Annotated in this window: 16 protein-coding genes and 1 pseudogene; 7 read left to right on the forward strand and 10 right to left on the reverse strand. The window is 71.3% G+C overall.

From position 1 onward, the window contains the following. The first annotated feature begins 152 nt into the window (after nt 1–152). Entirely contained in the window at nt 153–1,145 is a 993-nt protein-coding gene (gene hemB / locus OHB41_RS26700) for a porphobilinogen synthase (protein ID WP_266700695.1), read from the forward strand. Nucleotides 1,146–1,190: 45 nt separating this feature from the next. Here the strand turns inward: hemB and OHB41_RS26705 are convergent, their stop codons facing one another. After that, entirely contained in the window at nt 1,191–1,901 is a 711-nt protein-coding gene (locus tag OHB41_RS26705; RefSeq protein ID WP_266700696.1) for a DUF4232 domain-containing protein, read from the reverse strand. Between the two features lie 210 nt (nt 1,902–2,111). Here OHB41_RS26705 and OHB41_RS26710 point away from each other — a divergent pair, with 210 nt between their 5' ends. Beyond that, nucleotides 2,112–3,515, forward strand: coding sequence for a transcriptional regulator (locus OHB41_RS26710; protein WP_266700697.1), 1,404 nt, complete (start codon nt 2,112–2,114; stop codon nt 3,513–3,515). Between the two features lie 91 nt (nt 3,516–3,606). Next, entirely contained in the window at nt 3,607–4,509 is a 903-nt protein-coding gene (locus OHB41_RS26715) for an SAM-dependent methyltransferase (RefSeq protein WP_266700698.1), read from the forward strand. Between the two features lie 61 nt (nt 4,510–4,570). On the opposite strand, the gene OHB41_RS26720 is transcribed toward OHB41_RS26715, so the two are convergent. Both OHB41_RS26720 and OHB41_RS26725 read right to left on the reverse strand, forming a co-directional pair. Then, a complete protein-coding gene (locus OHB41_RS26720) occupies nt 4,571–5,452 on the reverse strand; it encodes a DUF4253 domain-containing protein (protein ID WP_266700699.1) in 882 nt (293 codons plus the stop codon). Between the two features lie 75 nt (nt 5,453–5,527). Then, a pseudogene (locus tag OHB41_RS26725) lies at nt 5,528–5,617 on the reverse strand (DUF397 domain-containing protein); the annotation flags it as partial. 141 nt (nt 5,618–5,758) lie between these two features. On the opposite strand from OHB41_RS26725, the gene OHB41_RS26730 reads away from it, so the two are divergent. Then, nucleotides 5,759–6,706: a hypothetical protein gene (locus OHB41_RS26730; RefSeq protein ID WP_266700700.1), complete on the forward strand. Its 948-nt coding sequence runs from the start codon at nt 5,759–5,761 to the stop codon at nt 6,704–6,706. Nucleotides 6,707–6,773: 67 nt separating this feature from the next. Here OHB41_RS26730 and argS read toward each other — a convergent pair whose 3' ends face one another. Continuing rightward, nucleotides 6,774–8,543, reverse strand: coding sequence for an arginine--tRNA ligase (argS, locus tag OHB41_RS26735; protein ID WP_266700701.1), 1,770 nt, complete (start codon nt 8,541–8,543; stop codon nt 6,774–6,776). 191 nt (nt 8,544–8,734) lie between these two features. Here argS and lysS point away from each other — a divergent pair, with 191 nt between their 5' ends. Then, entirely contained in the window at nt 8,735–10,477 is a 1,743-nt protein-coding gene (gene lysS, locus OHB41_RS26740) for a lysine--tRNA ligase (RefSeq protein WP_266700702.1), read from the forward strand. Nucleotides 10,478–10,549: 72 nt separating this feature from the next. Here the strand turns inward: lysS and OHB41_RS26745 are convergent, their stop codons facing one another. The 3 genes from OHB41_RS26745 to OHB41_RS26755 all read right to left on the reverse strand — a co-directional run bounded on the left by OHB41_RS26745 (nt 10,550) and on the right by OHB41_RS26755 (nt 13,996). Next, a complete protein-coding gene (locus OHB41_RS26745; protein WP_526024966.1) occupies nt 10,550–11,920 on the reverse strand; it encodes a DUF2637 domain-containing protein in 1,371 nt (456 codons plus the stop codon). Nucleotides 11,921–12,094: 174 nt separating this feature from the next. Beyond that, nucleotides 12,095–13,012, reverse strand: coding sequence for a DUF3558 family protein (locus tag OHB41_RS26750; RefSeq protein ID WP_266700703.1), 918 nt, complete (start codon nt 13,010–13,012; stop codon nt 12,095–12,097). Nucleotides 13,013–13,159: 147 nt separating this feature from the next. Next, nucleotides 13,160–13,996 carry a DUF3558 domain-containing protein gene (locus OHB41_RS26755; RefSeq protein WP_266700704.1) on the reverse strand — a complete coding sequence of 279 codons (837 nt, stop codon included), beginning with the start codon at nt 13,994–13,996 and terminating at the stop codon, nt 13,160–13,162. Nucleotides 13,997–14,210: 214 nt separating this feature from the next. Here OHB41_RS26755 and OHB41_RS26760 point away from each other — a divergent pair, with 214 nt between their 5' ends. Continuing rightward, the gene (locus tag OHB41_RS26760; protein WP_266700705.1) at nt 14,211–15,404 is read left to right on the forward strand and encodes an RtcB family protein; all 1,194 of its coding nucleotides are present in this window, start codon (nt 14,211–14,213) and stop codon (nt 15,402–15,404) included. A 57-nt stretch (nt 15,405–15,461) separates the two neighbouring features. On the opposite strand, the gene OHB41_RS26765 is transcribed toward OHB41_RS26760, so the two are convergent. The 3 genes from OHB41_RS26765 to OHB41_RS26775 form a co-directional block, all read right to left on the reverse strand. Next, the gene (locus OHB41_RS26765) at nt 15,462–15,620 is read right to left on the reverse strand and encodes a hypothetical protein (RefSeq protein ID WP_266700706.1); all 159 of its coding nucleotides are present in this window, start codon (nt 15,618–15,620) and stop codon (nt 15,462–15,464) included. Then, nucleotides 15,620–16,396: an SDR family NAD(P)-dependent oxidoreductase gene (locus OHB41_RS26770; protein ID WP_266700707.1), complete on the reverse strand. Its 777-nt coding sequence runs from the start codon at nt 16,394–16,396 to the stop codon at nt 15,620–15,622. Before OHB41_RS26770 ends, OHB41_RS26765 begins: the two co-directional genes overlap by 1 nt. 145 nt (nt 16,397–16,541) lie before the next feature. Beyond that, nucleotides 16,542–16,880, reverse strand: a complete 339-nt coding sequence (locus OHB41_RS26775) for a YnfA family protein (RefSeq protein WP_266700708.1) — start codon at nt 16,878–16,880, stop codon at nt 16,542–16,544. 159 nt (nt 16,881–17,039) lie between these two features. On the opposite strand from OHB41_RS26775, the gene OHB41_RS26780 reads away from it, so the two are divergent. After that, entirely contained in the window at nt 17,040–17,480 is a 441-nt protein-coding gene (locus OHB41_RS26780; protein WP_266706155.1) for a hypothetical protein, read from the forward strand. The last annotated feature ends 283 nt before the right edge of the window (nt 17,481–17,763 follow it).

The raw sequence follows: 17,763 nt of genomic DNA on the forward strand, positions 1-17,763 counted from the left end.
TGAATACGCAGGCCTGCGTCGGAGATGCCGGACGGGCTGAGACACCCAGGGGCGCGGGGAACTGCGCGACCGGCCCCCACCTCACCCGCACCCGTGTCCCTACCGGCACGATGTCGGCAAAAGGGGTGGGGCGGCGGGCGTAGCGTGGGGGGATGACGAAGTACGGATCGTTCCCCGGTACGCGGCCGCGGCGGCTGCGTACGACGCCTGTGATGCGGCGCATGGTCGCCGAGACCCGGCTGCACCCCGCCGACTTCATCCTCCCCGCGTTCGTGCGGGAGGGCGTGAGCGAGCCGGTGCCGATCGCGTCGATGCCCGGTGTCGTGCAGCACACCCGGGACAGCCTGAAGAAGGCCGCCCTGGAGGCGGTGGAGGCCGGGATCTCGGGGATCATGCTCTTCGGGGTGCCGGAGGACTCGAAGAAGGACGCCGTGGGGACGCCCGGCACCGACCCGGACGGGATCCTGCAGGTCGCCCTCCGCGACGTGCGCGCCGAGGTCGGGGACGAGCTCCTCGTCATGTCCGACCTGTGTCTCGACGAGACCACCGACCACGGGCACTGCGGAGTCCTCGACGCGGAAGGGCGCGTGGACAACGACGCGACCCTGGAGCGCTACGCCGAGATGGCCCAGGTCCAGGCCGACGCCGGGGCCCATGTGGTGGGCCCCAGCGGGATGATGGACGGGCAGATCGGTGTCGTCCGCGACGCCCTGGACCAGATCGGCCGGGAGGACGTCGCCGTCCTCGCCTACACCGCCAAGTACTCCTCGGCCTTCTACGGGCCCTTCCGGGAGGCCGTCGGCTCCTCGCTCAGGGGCGACCGGAAGACGTACCAGCAGGATCCCGCGAACCTCCGGGAGTCCATGCGGGAGCTCGCACTCGACCTGGAGGAGGGTGCCGACATGGTGATGGTGAAGCCGGCCGGACCCTACCTGGACGTCCTCGCGCGGGTCGCCGACGCGGTGGACGTGCCCGTGGCCGCGTACCAGATCTCCGGCGAGTACTCGATGATCGAGGCGGCGGCGGAGAAGGGCTGGATCGACCGGGACAAGGCCATCCTGGAGACGCTGACCGGCATCAAGCGGGCCGGGGCGCGGAACATCCTCACGTACTGGGCGACCGAGGCCGCCCGGACGCTGCGCTAGGCCGCTAGGCCGCTAGTCCGCCGGCCCGCGAAGGACCGGCGGCGCTCAGTAGGACAGCGCGTCGTCCAGGCTCTGCTGCCAGTACGTCACCGTCAGCTTGGCATCGACGTACACGCCCTTCGCGGGCAGGGCCGGGGACGACGTGGCGCCCTTGGCGAAGCCGACCACCAGGGTCTTCGCCGTGTAGCCGTCGCCGCCGCTGCCGTCGCCGGCCGACAGGAGGACGCCCGCGTAGCCGGACTCGCCCGGGGCGAGGGTGACGACCGCCTGCGGGTGGGTCTCCTCGGCGACCGGAGGGACCGACTGGGCCTCGCCGAAGCGGGCGATCGGGTAGCCGGTCAGGTCGCAGTTCTTCGAGCCGGTGTTGGTGACGGTGAGGAGCAGGTGGTCGAGGGGGCGGGAGACCTCGGTCGCGGTGGTCCTGGTGTTGGCGCCGTTGCAGGCGGCGTTCCGGGTGCCGCCCGCGCCGGTGCCGCCTCCCGTGGCCTTGCCGTTGCCCGCCCTCCCGGAGGAACCGTTCGCGGAGCCCTCCGCGGAGCCCTTCGTCGGGGAGGTGGCCGAACCTCCCGTCGAGGTGCCGCTGTCGCCCGCGGGCTTCGCCGTCGTCGACCCGCCCTGCTGGGCCGAGGACCGCGACGCGGCGGACGGGCCCTCGTCCCGTACGCCCTTTCCGTTGTCGCACGCCGTGAGGGCGAGCGCGGCGAGCGCGACCGTCGAGGCGGCGAGCAGACGGGTGCGGACGGTGCGTGCGGACATGGGTGATCCCCCTGTGGGTGTCGGGCCGGGTCGGCCGCTCGACGGGTCGAGGCGAGCGGCGTGCTTGGATGGCCACAGCTTGTGGGGTGATCCGTCCCGACCGCCACGGTTGCCGGGGGATACGGGACGCCGGAACGCTGGTAAGGGGTCTGACCTGGGGGAATGTCATCCTCCTGGAATGCGGCCCGGGACGCGGGGGATGGAGGAACGGTGGCCGGGGACGAGTTCGCGGGACTGCTTCGGGAGTTGAAGGAGCGGTCCGGGCTCAGTTACGGGGTGCTCGCGAAGCGGCTGCACGTGAGTACGTCCACGCTGCACCGGTACGTCAACGGGGACGCCGTACCGACGGACTACGCACCGGTGGAGCGGCTCGCGCGGGCGTGCAGGGCGACTCCGGAGGAGCTGGTGGAGCTTCACCGGCGGTGGGTCCTCGCGGACGCGCTGCGGGGGCAGAAGGGTACGGCCGCGGGGGCCCTGGCGGGAGCGTCAGCCGACGCCGACGCCGACGCCGACGCCGACGAGAACGGGGACGGGAACGGCGAGGGGAACGGCGACGGGGCTGCGGTAGCGGCTGCCGTGGCGGACGTCGCCGCGGACGTCGCGCCGGAGACCGGGCCGGGTTCCGCGCCGGAGAGCGGTCGGGCGGCCGGTCCGGACGCCGGGCGGGAGGCCGTGGCTCAGGCGCCGGTGCGGCGGAGTCGACGGGCCGTGGCGCTCGCCGCCGCCGGTGCCGTCGTGGTGGCCGCCGTCGCCTCCACCGCGCTCGTCGTGCACCTCGGCTCCGGCAGGAGCGACGACGACGCCAAGGGGCACGCCGTGGCCGTCGGCGTCCCGCCCGGCGCGCGCCCGCGTGCCGACAGCACCCCGACCGGCGCGCGTCAGGGATCGGCGTCGCCGTCCGCCTCGCGCGACGCCGGACCCGAGGTGTCCTCCTCCTCGGTCGGCGGGGCGGTGGACCAGGACACAGCCACCGGGAAGGGCGCCGGCGAGGACGGATCCGCCGAGGACGGCGCCACCGCGCCGACCGTCGTCGCCGACCCGTACAAGTGGGACGACCCGTGCAGCCAGCACTACCTGGTGAACCGGAAGGCCGCACAGGTGCCACCGCCGCCGAACGAGGCGGACGCACGGGGGTGGGTCGGCGCGCTCGGCGGGGTCGCCGGCGGGCAGCAGATGCTCGCGCTGACCGTGCAGGGCACCGGGAGGGCCACCGTCGTCCTGAAGGGTCTGCATGTGCGGGTAGTGGAGAAGAACGCGCCGCTCGCCTGGAACGACTTCGCGATGGGTGTCGGCTGCGGCGGCGGTGTGGAGACGAAGTCGTTCGGCGTGGACCTCGACGCGGGGCGGCCCGTGACCGCGCCCAAGGCCGGACAGCGGGACTTCCCCTACAAGGTCAGCGAGTCCGACCCCGAGGTGTTCTACGTCTTCGCGGACGCCCAGGCGCACGACGTGAGCTGGTACCTGGAACTGGACTGGTCCAGCGGGTCGAAGAGCGGCACCGTGCGGGTCGACGACCACGGGAAGCCGTTCCGGACCAGCGGGAGCGTGGGGCGTCCCGCGTACGACTATCCGCTGGGCGGAAGCGAGTGGCAGACGGCGGCTCCCGCCGGGTAGGGCCCTGGTGTCGCGGCCCGGGCACGATCAAGTCGCCCCAGGAGTTAGGTTGTTGCTCGTTTGATGACGCGACTCTCCAGGGAGAGGCCTTATGCCCGGTGATGCTCTCAGCCAGGACCCCGCCGAGCTGAGAAGGAGGATCGACACCACCAGGGCGCACCCGGCTCGCGTCTACGACGTCTTCCTCGGAGGCAAGGACAACTACCCGGTCGACCGGAACGCGGCCGCCGCGGCGCTCGCGGCGAACCCGCGCGGCTACCTCGACGTCCGGCACAACCGGGACTTCCTGCGGCGGGCGGTGACCACACTGACCCGGGACGAGGGCGTCCGCCAGTACCTGGACATAGGTACGGGACTGCCCACGCGGGAGAACGTGCACCAGATCGCCCAGCGGACCGACCCCACGTCACGGGTCGTGTACGTCGACAACGATCCGGTGGTCCTCGCCCACGCGCGGGCGCTGCTCACCAGTGGGCCGGAAGGGGTGACCGACTACATCGACGCCGACCTCAAGCGGCCCGCGCAGATTCTCCAGGAGGCCGCGAAGACCCTCGACTTCGACCAGCCGGTCGCGCTCGTGCTGGTGGCGGTCCTGCACTTCATCGAGGACGACGAGGCGTATCCGATCGTGCGTGACCTGGTGAAGGCGCTGCCGTCCGGGAGCCGGGTGGTGCTCAGCCATCTCACCGAGGACCTGAACCCGGAGAACGTCCGGGCGGTGCAGCGGACGTACACCGAGCGGGGGTTCACGTTCGTCCTGCGGTCCAGGGCCGAGGTCGAGCGGTTCTTCACGGAGAACGGGCTCGAACCGGACGAGCCGGGCGTCGTTCCCGTGCATCACTGGCGGCCGGACGGGGCGGCGCCCGCCCCCGAGGCGGCCGACCCCGCGTACCTCGCGACCCTCGACGACATCGAGAAGGTCCGCTACCGCGACATCAACGACGTCACGGACGCCGACATCAACGTCTACGGGGCGACCGCCGTCAAGCGCTGAACGCCTTGCGGGGGCGGCGGTCCGGTTCTCACGCCGCGCCGCCCCCGCCGCCCGAGGGGGGTCAGTCCCACCAGAAGGACCACGCCCGCTGACCGAGCACCTCGTGCTCCGCGTACGCGCGCAGCGTCTCGTGGTGGCCCTGGGTGATGTTGTCCGGGCAGAAGGCGAAGTGCTCGGCCGCCACCGCCGCGGCCTCGTCCCGGGTCCTGGGCGGCGCCGCCACCGACAGCACCAGCTGGTCGAAGGTGAGAGCCACGACCCGTATGCCGAAGCGGTCCTCCCACGAGCGCAGCACCGCGCACAGGCGGGCCACGTCCCCCTCGTAGTTGAGCGGGCCGGACCAGCCGATCGCCGCCGGGACGTCGGCGCTGCGGCGCGCGGGGACCAGGGCCAGGCGCGGCTCCTTCAGCCACGAGCCGCTGTCCGCAAGGGAGTCGGCGATCTCGGCGGCACGCGCGTCGGGGTCGGCCTCCTGCTCCGTGGCGGGCGCGAGACCGGGCCAGGCGGGGCCGAACGGCGCGACCGTCTCGTCGTACGTCCCCTGTGCGCCGAAGACCTCGACGACGGCCTGCTTGCCGGGGTGGTCCCCGTCCGCGCCGAGTTCGTCCGCCGCGTACTCGTCCCAGAACTCCGCGAGCACCTCCTCGGCGTCGTGGTCCCCGGGATACGACATCTCGGCCGGCATCAACTCCCAGTCCTCCGGGCCGCCCTGGCCGCCGCCCACGTCGATCAGGAGGGGGAGCAGCCCGGACGTCCGCCGGGCGGGCTCCAGCGCCGCCCAGCCGCCGGGGGCCGCCGGTCCGCCGGCGTGCCACAGCAACGGCTCGTGCCACGGGCCGTCCCCGGTCGCGTCGATCAGTCTCCCGGCCGGGAGTTCAAGCCCGAGCGTGTGCCCGCTCGGGTCGGCCGCCAGCTTCGGCAGCGGGTTCGGAAGTGTCGCCATGCCGGTGACTGTAGGGGCCGCCACTGACAACGGGTGGAGCGCGGTGCTTCGGCGGGCGGTGCACGCCGTGAACGCGGCCCATGCCTCCGGCGAGGTACGCAGGCCGGGGCTCGCAGGGCTCTTGGAGTCCCGCACGTGGACGGCGGTCAGCGGTACGAGTTCGATGGCGGGCCGGTTCCAACGCGCCTGCGGCTGAAAGAAGTTGACGCCGAGAGGAAATGGTTCGACTGCGGTGCGTGGCCCTGGTTACTTGTGGGGAACGGGTGCTCAGAAGGGGCGCCCGTCCTCATGGAGGGGGATGCATCCGTGCCCAGAAGCACAGGATGGAGACGCGTTCTGACCGGCGCGCTCGCGGGCCTGACCGCGACGATCGGTCTCACCGCGGCCCTGGCCGCACCAGCCGAGGCGGCCACCGGCACACCCACGGCCGTGACCAAGTACAGCCACACCAGCCTGCCCGGGGACTACATAGGCCAGGGCGCCACCGTCGCGTACACGCCAAAGACGGCCACGATCAGCGCGGGCGGCTCCGCGGCGTACGCCCGATTCCGTGTGTCGACCGGCGACACCTGGTGGGACGTCGACCTCGCCGCGCCACAGGGGGAGAGGCTCCACCCCGGCGTGTACCGCAACGCCGAGCGGGCCGCGTTCCGCACCGGACGCTCTCCGGGCCTCGACGTCTCCGGCGACGGGCGCGGCTGCAACGAGGTGTACGGGCAGTTCTCGGTCAACCAGATCGCGACGGACGCCGACGGCGCGATCACCCTGCTCGACGCCACCTACACCCAGCACTGCGAGAGTGCCGACGCCCCGGCCCTCAAGGGCGTCGTCAAGTACCGGGCGTACCCGCTGTCCTACGCCTACACCAGCGATGCGGGGGACTACATCGGGCAGGGCGGGACTGCCCACCACACCGGAGCCACCAGCACGTTCGGCATCCGCCCGTGGGGCGACGGCATCCAGTACGACGTCTCCGGCGAGCGCGCGTACTTCACCGCCCTGCTCACTCCGCCCACCGGTCAGAAGCTGGAGGCGGGGCGCACCTACGAGACGCGGCGCGACAGCGACGAGTCGTTCGCCGGCCTCGACGTCTTCGGCGACGGGCGCGGCTGCAACACCAGCACCGGTGAACTGACCGTCGGCAAGCTGGCGCTCGACGACGACGGCACCGTGAAAGCGTTCGCCGCGACCTTCGTCCAGCACTGCGAGGGCGGCACACCGGCGCTGCGGGGCACCATCCACTATTACGCCTGACAGGCGGACGGCCCCGGCGGGACGGTGGTGGCCGTCCCGCCGGGGCCGAGCCTGCCGGTCCGGTGCGTCAGAGCCGCTCGGGCGTCCTGATGCCCAGCAGGGCCATGCCCTGGTGGAGCGTGCGGGCCGTGAGGTCGCAGAGGAACAGGCGGTTCTCCGCCACCTCCTGGGCCGGGGCCGGCTTGATCACCGGGCACTGGTCGTAGAACGTCGTGTAGAGCGACGCCAGCTGGTACAGGTACGCCGCCAGCTTGTGCGGCGCGTACTCCGCGGCGACCTCCTCCAGCGTCTCCCCGAACCGGTCCAGGTGCAGACCCAGCGCCCGCTCCGCCGGGGCCAGTCCGAGCTCCGGGTGCGCGAGCGGCGTACGGTCGCCGGCCTTGCCGAAGATCGACCGGATACGGGCGTACGCGTACTGGAGGTACACCGACGTGTCGCCGTTCAGCGAGACCATCTGGTCCAGGTCGAACTTGTAGTCCCGGACGGCGGAGGTGGAGAGGTCCGCGTACTTCACGGCGCCGATACCGACGTACCGGCCGTTCTCCCCGATCTCCTGCTCGCTCAGGCCCACCTTCTCGGCCTTCTCACGGACCACGGTCGTCGCCCGCTCGATCGCCTCGTCCAGCAGGTCCACCAGCCGGATCGTCTCGCCCTCACGGGTCTTGAACGGCTTGCCGTCCTTGCCCAGCACCGTCCCGAAGGCGAGCTGGTGCGCCTTCACGTCGTCGTTCAGCCAGCCCGCCCTGCGCGCGGTCTCGAAGACCATCTTGAAGTGCAGGGACTGACGGGCGTCCACGACGTAGAGGAGCGTCGACGCCTTGAGCCGGAAGACCCGGTCGCGGATCGCGGACAGGTCCGTCGCCGCGTACCCGTAGCCGCCGTCCGACTTCCGCACGATCAGCGGGACAGGGTTGCCCTCGGGGCCCTTGATGTCGTCGAAGAAGACGCACAGGGCGCCCTCCGAGCGGACGGCGACGCCGGACTCCTCCAGGAGACGGCAGGTCTCGTCCAGCATGTCGTTGTAACCGGACTCGCCGACCACGTCCGGGTCGCGGATCTCCATGTCCAGCTTCTCGAAGACCGAGTAGAAGTAGATCTTCGACTCGTCCACGAACTTCTGCCACATGGCCAGCGTCTCGGGCTCGCCCGCCTGGAGGTCCACCACCCGGCGCCGCGCCCGCGTCTTGAACTCCTCGTCGGAGTCGAAGAGCGTCCGCGCCGCCTTGTAGAGGCGGTTCAGGTTCGACATGGCCTCCTCGCCGGAGACCTCGCCACCCTGGTGGTCCAGCTCGTGCGGGTGCTCGATCAGGTACTGGATGAGCATGCCGAACTGGGTGCCCCAGTCGCCGATGTGGTGACGCCGTACGACGGACTCGCCCACGAACTCCAGGATCTGGACCACCGCGTCGCCGATCACCGCCGAGCGGAGGTGACCCACGTGCATCTCCTTCGCCACGTTCGGCTGCGCGTAGTCGATCACCGTCGTGCCCGGGTGCTCCACGAACGGCACGCCGAGGCGCTCGCCGTCCGCGTACCGCGCCGCCAGGTTCTCGGTGATCGCCCGGTCGGTGATCGTGATGTTCAGGAAGCCGGGTCCGGAGACCTCGATGTCCTTGATCACCTCACCCGACTCGACCCGCGCCACGACCTGCGTCGCCAGCTCTCTCGGGTTCGCCTTCGCCTTCTTCGCGAGCGCCAGGATCCCGTTGGCCTGGAAGTCGGCCCGGTCGCTTCGTCGCAGCAGCGGGTCCGCGGAACCGGCCTCCGGCAGGGCTGCCGTGAGGGCGTCCGCGAGGCGCTGGTGGACGGAAGCGGTGAGGGACGTGACCGAGGCCATGGGGTGGATGCCGTTCTCCTCGAGGGATTCAGATGGACCCGGCCAGTATCCCATGGGGGAGCAAGCGGATTTCGCTGCGACGGCCCGGCCCCGCCGGGTGGCGAGGGGGCACTGAAAAGCCGTTTTCGTGGTTCCGGTCCCAGCTGGGAGAATGGTCCGGTCAGCCGTACTGGCGTATCAGAAAGAAGGACGTGCCGATCGTGGCTCAGAGCACCGAGACCACCGACTGGGTCTCCCGTTTCGCGGACGAGGTCATCGCCGAGTCGGAGCGTCGTGCCCCGGGCAAACCGGTCGTCGTCGCGTCCGGACTCTCCCCCTCCGGCCCCATCCACCTCGGCAACCTGCGCGAGGTCATGACCCCGCACCTGGTCGCCGACGAGATCCGCCGCCGCGGCCTCACCGTGCGCCACCTGATCTCCTGGGACGACTACGACCGCTACCGCAAGGTCCCCGTCGGCATCCCGGGCGTCGACGACTCCTGGGCGGAGCACATCGGCAAGCCGCTGACCTCCGTCCCCGCCCCCAAGGGCTCGGAGTACCCGAACTGGGCCGAGCACTTCAAGGCCGCGATGACCGCGGCGCTGGCCGAGCTCGGCGTCGAGTACGACCCGATCAGCCAGACCGAGCAGTACACCGCGGGCGCCTACCGCGAGCAGGTCCTGTTCGCGATGAGGCACCGCGGCGACATCGACGCCGTCCTGGAGCAGTACCGCACCAAGAAGGCCCCGGCCAAGAAGCAGCAGGGCCAGAAGCCCGTCGACGAGGCCGAGCTCGAAGCCGCCGAGGGATCCGGCGCCGCCGCCGAGGACGACGGCAGCTCCACCTCCGGGTACTTCCCGTACAAGCCCTACTGCGGGCGGTGCGACAAGGACCTCACCACCGTCACGGCCTACGACGACGAGACGACCGAGCTGACGTACACCTGCTCGGCCTGCGGTTTCTCCGAGACCGTCCGGCTCAGCGAGTTCAACCGCGGCAAGCTGGTCTGGAAGGTCGACTGGCCGATGCGCTGGGCCCACGAGGGCGTGATCTTCGAGCCGAGCGGTGTCGACCACTCGTCCCCCGGGTCCTCCTTCCAGGTCGGCGGCCAGATCGTCGGGATCTTCGGCGGCGAGCAGCCGATCGGACCGATGTACGCCTTCGTCGGCATCTCCGGCATGGCCAAGATGTCCAGCAGCAAGGGAGGGGTCCCCACCCCGGCCGACGCGCTGCAGATCATGGAGCCGCAGCTGCTGCGCTGGCTGTACGCTCGCCGCCGCCCCAACCAGTCGTTCAAGATCGCCTTCGACCAGGAGATCCAGCGGCTCTACGACGAGTGGGACAAGCTGGCGGGCAAGGTCGCCGACGGTTCCGTGCTGGCCGCCGACGCCGCCGCGTACGCCCGTGCCGTGGGCACCGCCGCCGGGGAACTGCCCAGGACCCCCCGCCCGATGGCGTACCGCACCCTCGCCTCCGTCGCCGACATCACCGCCGGCGCCGAGGACCAGACCCTGCGCATCCTCAGCGAGCTCGACCCGGAGAACCCGCTCGGCTCGCTCGACGAGGTCCGGCCCCGGCTCGACAAGGCCGAGACCTGGATCAACACCCAGGTCCCGGCGGAGGAGCGCACCGTCGTGCGCGCCGAGCCCGACGCCGGACTGCTCGCGTCCCTCGACGACCAGGGCCACGAGTCGCTGCGACTGCTCCTGGACGGCCTGGACAAGAACTGGTCCCTGGACGGCCTGACCCATCTCGTCTACGGCGTCCCCAAGGTCCAGGCCGGCTTCCCGGCCGACGCCACCGCGAAGGAACTCCCGCCGGAGATCAAGGTCGCCCAGCGCACGTTCTTCGCGCTGCTCTACCACCTGCTCGTCGGACGCGACACCGGCCCTCGGCTGCCCACGCTGCTGCTCGCCGTCGGCCAGGACCGGGTGCGCAAGCTGCTCAGCGCGTAACCGCGCACAGCCGCACGAGGAGGGGGCGCCCGGTGAACACCGGGCGCCCCCTCCTCGCACACGCTGACGTACCTACGCGATGTGGTCTTCCTGGAGCTCCGCCGTGTGGCGGTTGGTGAAGCGATTGACCATGCGGTCGGCCTCGCGCTGCGGGAGCGTGGTGCCGTACGTCGCCTCCACGTCGCCCCTGAACTGGCCCGAGGTCGGATAGCTGCCGTCTATCGACTTCTTGAAGACCAGGTAGTAGTCCTCCTCGGTCGGCTCCGAGCCGCCACCCGCACCCAGCTCACGGGTACGCCCCGGGCCGGACGGGATCGGGAAGGTACCGGTGTCCTCCGGAGACGGCTCCGGGGCGGGCACAGGCTCCTCGTACCGCTGCTGCGGGAACGTCTGCTGAGCGAACGCCTGCTGCTCGAACCGCTGCTGTTCCTCGAACTGCTGCCGAGCCCGGAACTGCTGCTGCTCCTCGAACTGCTCGGCCTGCTGCTGCTCCTCGTACCACTGCCGGTACGCGACATCCGGGTCGTACGTCGGGTCGTAGCCGCCCTGATACGCGACGGACTGGGGGTCCCGCGCCTGAAGCCACTGACTCTGCGGCTCGGCGTAGTCCTCCTCCGGCTGCTCGGGGGGCTCGTTCGCCTCGGAGGCGGGAAGCTGTTCCCGGACAGGCGCCGCGTTGCCCGGTACGGCGGGTGCCGTCGGTTCCGGCTCGCGCGCCACCTCCAACTGCGGCGCGGGGGGCAGCAGTGCGGGCTCGATGCCGGCCGCCGCCAGGCCCGACGGGGCGGTCTCGGCGAGCGGGACGCCGTAGCGCGCCAGGCGCAGCGGCATCAGGGACTCCACCGGGGCCTTGCGGCGCCAGGCCCGGCCGAAGCGGGAGCGCAGCCGGGCCTGGTAGACCAGCCGCTCCTGCTCCAGCTTGATGACCTGCTCGTAGGAGCGCAGCTCCCACAGCTTCATCCGGCGCCACAGGAGGAAGGTGGGGAGCGGGGAGAGCATCCAGCGGGTGAGGCGGACGCCCTCCATGTGCTTGTCGGCGGTGATGTCCGCGATCCGGCCGATCGCGTGCCGGGCCGCCTCGACGGAGACCACGAACAGGACCGGGATCACGGCGTGCATGCCGACGCCCAGCGGGTCCGGCCAGGCCGCCGCGCCGTTGAACGCGATCGTCGCGACCGTCAGCAGCCACGCCGTCTGGCGCAGCAGCGGGAAGGGGATCCTGATCCAGGTGAGGAGGAGGTCCAGTGCCAGCAGGACGCAGATGCCCGCGTCGATGCCGATCGGGAAGACGTACGCGAAGTTCCCGAAGCCCTTCTTGAGGGCGAGTTCGCGCACGGCCGCGTACGAACCCGCGAAGCCGATTCCCGCGATGACGAGCGCGCCGGCGACGACCACGCCGATGAGAATCCGGTGCATCCGGGTGAGCTGAATGGGCGCGGACACCCGTACTCCCCTCCCCTTGCCTGTTGTTCCTTGCGTGTTGTTGCGCGCAACAGGGTGGCACATGTGTACGGCGTACGGGTGGGCGGTAGCGAAGGAGCCCGGTCCCCGCGGGATCCGGGCTCCGTCAAATGCGCAGGAACGGCTACGAGTTGAGCCGCCGAAGCGGCTGCGACGTCAGCTCTTCCTGACCGCGGACTTGGAAGGCGAAGCGCTCTTGGAGGCCGACTTCGAAGGACTCGGGGACTTCGACGGCTTCGCGGACTTCGAGGCCGACGCGGACGGGGACGCCGACTTCGAGGGCGCGCCGGACCGGTCGGGCGCGCCGCCCGACCTGCTGCCGTCCCGGTTCGCGGTGGCCACCGCGGCCACCACCTCCTTGGCCGCCTTCTCGGCGGCCTTCGTCAGGTCGTCCGCGCCGGGCGCCTTGTCGCCGGCCAGGCCGGCGCCGTTGTAGTCGAGCGTGATGACGACGTTCTCGACGCGCGTCACGACCGTCTGCTGCTTGAAGGTGCCTTCCTTCTTCTTCAGGTCGTAGTGCACCGCCGTCGACGCGTCGCCGGCCCCGGAGACGGGCGCCGAACCGGTGCCCTTCGCGCCGGTCACCGTCTGCGCGTCCTTGACCTGCTTCTCGTAGTAGGTCTGCGCGAGCTGGTTGCCCTCGCCGCGGGCCGCGTCCGAGTCGAAGCGCAGCAGGGAGACGTTCAGCCAGCGGAACTGGGACCCCTTGACGCCCTTGTTGTCGAGGCTGTTCCAGGAGCAGTTGCCGCGGGTCGCGGCTTCGTTCGACTGGCCCGCCTTGGCCGACTTCAGACCCTTCGGGACGAGCTCGCCCAGCGTCTTCTTCGAGAGCACGGAGCAGGGGTTCGGCAGCGTCGCGTACGCGGCCTTCCTGACGGCGTTCGCGGTCGCGTCCGGGGACGCCGCCGAGCTCGTGCCGGTGCTCGCCTTCGCGTCGCCGGAGCCGGAGCCGGAGTCCGAGCCGGAGTCCGAGGAACAGCCGGCGGCGACGAGCATCACCGGGACGGCGGCTGCGCTGACAAGGATGCGGGTGAGTCGCGGGGCTCGGCCTACTCGCTGTGCTGGTCGGTGCATGGTTCCTTCACTCGTGGCGCTCGTGGTGCGGCCGCACATGGAACGTGCGGCCGGTCGGGTCCGAGGGGCCACGGTACGCGGTGAGACAGCCGGGTGTTTCCGGTTCCAGGGGTTCGCGGGGGAGCCCCGGACGACCCCGCGGGCCCCTCAGTCGTTGAACCTGTCGACCAGCTTCTGGGCCAGATTCCGTGCCTTGTCCTGCATTTCCTTGCTGTCCGGGGCGCCGGCGGAGGCGGTCGGCTGCTCGGCGTACTCGACCGTCACGATCACGTTGGACGTGCGGAACACCACAGTCACCGTGCGCTGCTGGGTCGTCGAGGAGGCCGAGTTGAGCTTGTCGTCGAGGAACGCCTCGTCGCCCATGGAGCCGAGCTCGCGGGGCTGGAGGTCGGCCGGGGTCCCGCTCGTACCGGCGGAGGCGGTGGCGCCGCCGGACACGGGAGTGGACGCGGAGGAGGACGGAGTGGGGGCCTCGCTGCCGGAGGCGGAGGCGGAGGGGGAGCCGGTTGCGGACGCGGTGGCCGAACCGACGGGCTCGGGGAGGTCCGCCGCGGTCTCCTTGGCCGCGTAGATGTCCTGGGCCCGGGTGTCGTCGCTGATCGCGTTGTCGTACGAGACCACGCGCTCGAAGTCGACGAGGAGATGGTCGGTGGCGTCGGTCGACTCCACCTTCCAGCCGCAGCCGACGCGGCGGTCGGTGTCGTAGGTGAGGGTGGCCACGCCCTCGTACGCGGTGTCGCGCTGCTCCTGGTCGGTGATCTGCTCGATGCCGGGCAGCAGCGAGTCGAGACTGTCGTGGCTGACGGCGGCGCAGGCCTCCGGAAGCGTGCGGTACTTGCCCGGCTGGGCGGCCGGGGTGGTCGCGCCGGCATCGCCCGGCTTGGGGTCCGTCGGGGTGTCCGTGCCTCCCGAACCGCCGGTGCAGCCGGCCAGCAGGGCCGCGAGGAGCACGGCGGTCCCGGGGACGTACGCCTTCCGCTGCACGGTGAGGCTCCTCTCGACGGATTCCGGGGCGCGCGGCCCGGGAGGTCCTGTGGTGCTGTCCTGTGGTTATTCGGTTGCCGCGCGGGGGCGGCCCCTGCAGACAATGTGTATCGCACGCACTGCCGTGGACGCCGGTCCGTTGTCCTGTACGTCGACCTTGGCCCCGCTTTTGCGTTGTGTGACCTTTGTTGTTTTCCGGGGGAAGAGGGACGTTATGTCGTACGTGGAGATGCCGGGCGCGCAGGTGCCCATCCGGATGTGGGCCGACCCGGCGTCGGTCGAGGACGTCGCGCTGCGCCAGCTGCAGAACGTGGCGACACTGCCGTGGATCAAGGGCCTCGCCGTGATGCCGGACGTGCATTTCGGGAAGGGTGCCACGGTGGGGTCGGTCATCGCGATGCGGGACGCGGTGTGCCCGGCGGCGGTGGGGGTCGACATCGGGTGCGGGATGTCCGCGGTGAAGACGTCGCTGACCGCGGGTGACCTGCCGGGGGATCTGTCCCGGCTCCGGTCGAAGGTCGAGCAGGCGATCCCGGTGGGGCGGGGGATGCATGACGCGCCGGTCGAGCCCGGCGACGTGTACGGACTGGCCACGGCGGGCTGGGACGACTTCTGGGGGCGGTTCGACGGAATTGCCGAATCGGTCAAATTCCGTCGGGAGCGTGCCGCGAAGCAGATGGGAACGCTCGGTTCCGGGAATCACTTTGTCGAAATCTGCACGGACACGACCGGTTCCGTCTGGCTGATGCTGCACTCCGGTTCGCGGAACATCGGCAAGGAACTGGCCGAGCACCACATCGGCGTCGCCCAGGAACTCCCGCACAACCAGGGCCTGGTCGACCGTGACCTGGCGGTCTTCGTCGCGGACACCCCGCAGATGGCGGCCTACCGCAACGACCTGTTCTGGGCGCAGGAGTACGCGAAGTACAACCGCACGCTGATGATGGCGCTCCTGAAGGACGTGATCCGCAAGGAGTTCAGGAAGGCGAAGCCGACTTTCGAGCCGGAGGTCAGCTGCCATCACAACTACGTCAACATCGAGCGTTACGAAGGCATGGACCTGCTCGTCACGCGAAAGGGCGCCATCAGCGCCCGGGCCGGGGAGTTCGGCATCATTCCGGGGTCGATGGGGACGGGCTCGTACATCGTGAAGGGCCTCGGCAACGAGAAGTCCTTCAACTCGGCGTCGCACGGCGCGGGCCGGCGCATGAGCCGCAACGCGGCGAAGCGCCGCTTCTCGACGCGGGACCTGGAGGAGCAGACGCGGGGCGTCGAGTGCCGCAAGGACTCCGGTGTCGTCGACGAGATCCCGGGCGCGTACAAGCCGATCGAGCAGGTCATCGAGCAGCAGCGCGACCTCGTGGAGGTCGTGGCGAAGCTGAAGCAGGTCGTCTGTGTGAAGGGCTGAACCGTGAGCGGGGCCCGGGCCGTTGCCGGTCCGGGCCCCGCTCACGGACATACGGGGTCACTTCGCGTGCATCACCGCGTAGATCATCACGAAGGCCACGATGTGGATGCCGAAGAGGAAGTACGCGAGGTAGTACCAGACCATGCGTTCGTTCTTCTTCTCCTCGGCGAGCCGGCGTTGATCCAGGGAGGGTGTGTCCGGCGTCTCGTCCGGCATCACAGTTCCCGGTGGACCTTCGAGTTGGACGCCTGGGCGCGGGGGCGCACCACGAGAAGGTCGATGTTGACGTGGCTGGGGCGGGTGACCGCCCAGGTGATGGTGTCCGCCACGTCGTCGGCGGTGAGCGGCTCGGCCACGCCCGCGTACACCTTCTCCGCCTTCTCCGTGTCACCGCCGAAGCGGGTCAGCGCGAACTCGTCCGTCTTGACCATGCCGGGCGCGACCTCGATGACACGGACCGGGGTGCCGACGATCTCCAGCCGGAGGGTCTCGGCGAGGACGTGCTCGGCGTGCTTGGCCGCGACGTAGCCGCCGCCGCCCTCGTAGGTGCCGTGGCCGGCGGTGGAGGAGAGCACCACCACCGTTCCGTCGCCGCTGGAGGTGAGGGCGGGGAGCAGGGCCTGGGTGACGTTCAGGGTGCCGATGACGTTCGTCTCGTACATCAGGCGCCAGTCGGCCGGGTCTCCGGTCGCCACCGGGTCGGCGCCCAGCGCACCGCCCGCGTTGTTGACCAGGACGCCGATCGTCCGGAAGGCGGTGGCGAACTCGTCGACCGCCGCGCGGTCCGTGACGTCCAGCGTGTACGCGGCGGCCTGGTGCCCGGCCGCGTTGATCTCCTCGGCCAGCGCCTCGATGCGGTCCTTGCGGCGGGCGGTCAGGACGACGCGGTAGCCGGCCGCGGCGAGCTGCCGGGCCGTCGCCGCGCCGATGCCGCTGCTCGCGCCGGTGACGACGGCGATGCGGGAGGAGGCGGAGGGCGCGGCGGACGTCATGGGCTGCTCCTGAGGCGTACGGCGTACGGCCGCGCGCACGTCGGGGTGCGCGCACGGGCGTACGGCATGCGGTGATCGGTCGTGGCCAGGATAGGCAGGCGGCCGTCGCGCGCGTCGAGTCCGTCCGCTCCCCGGGCGGGCCGTCTCAGCGGCCGCCGCGCGGCGCGTACATGATCACGGCCATCCCGGCGAGACAGATCAGCGCGCCGGTGATGTCCCAGCGGTCGGGGCGGTAGCCGTCCGCGACCACGCCCCAGGCGAGTGAGCCGGCCACGAAGACCCCGCCGTACGCGGCGAGGATGCGGCCGAACTCGGCGTCCGGCTGGAGCGTGGCCACGAAGCCGTAGACGCCCAGTGCCATGACGCCGGCGCCGATCCAGAGCCAGCCGCGGTGCTCGCGGACGCCTTGCCAGACCAGCCAGGCGCCGCCGATCTCGAAGAGCGCGGCGACGACGAAGAGGACCACGGAACGGACGATCACCATGCGGTCACCTTCGCACGGGCGCTCCGCGCGGCCGCCGTCACCTGTTGGACGGCGCCTGTCGGCGGTCAGGGGTGGCATACATCGGGTGACCTGATGAGCGTTCTGGGTGTTCCGAGCGAAGGAAGTGACGGCGTGCGGATTCTCTCTGCGGTGGGTGCGATGGGGGCGGGGGCGGCCGTGGTGGTGGCCGGGGCCTGCCCGGTCCAGGCCCTCTCCCCGGAGGCGGACCTCGCCTACCACGGCTCCGTGGCCATGGCGGCCGGGCTCTTCGACCTGCGGCTGACCCCGCAGAACCACGGCCCGAGCGCGGTCGCCGAGGCGACGGTCCGGCTGCGCTGGTCGGTCCCGCTCGCGGACGAGCAGCGGCTGCCGGTCGGCTGCGCGCGCTCGGGCGAGCGCAGCGTGGTGTGCCGGACGGGGGAGCTGCCGGGGGACGGGCTGGGGAGCCCGGTCGAGCTGACGGTACGGCTGCGGGAGGCGCCGTCCGAGGTGATGCTGGAGATCGACACGGTGTGGGGTGGCGGCGCGGTGGACCGCAACCACGCCAACGACCGGCAGCGGGTGCTGGCGCTGGACACGGGTGACTCGTACGCCTTCTAGTGCGTGCCAGGCGTCGCGAGGCAGGCGGGGCTTTCGCAACACGCGCGCTGGACGGGGCGGCCAAGGCGCACGCCCGGCCGGCGGAGGGCGGGCTGCGGGGGCGGGTGGTCCTTGTCGCGTAGGGCGGCCTGTGGGGGTCGGGCGGTCCTTGTCCCGTAGGGCGGGGTGCGGGAGCGACGGGGTGCGGAGGTGCCCGCGCCGCGCGGTGTAGAGGTGCCCGCGCTGCGGGGGTGCGGTGGTGCCCGGCAAGGGGTGGGAGTGGCGCCCGGGGGAGGGGCGGGAG

The organism is Streptomyces sp. NBC_01571 (assembly GCF_026339875.1).
Classification (GTDB): domain Bacteria; phylum Actinomycetota; class Actinomycetes; order Streptomycetales; family Streptomycetaceae; genus Streptomyces.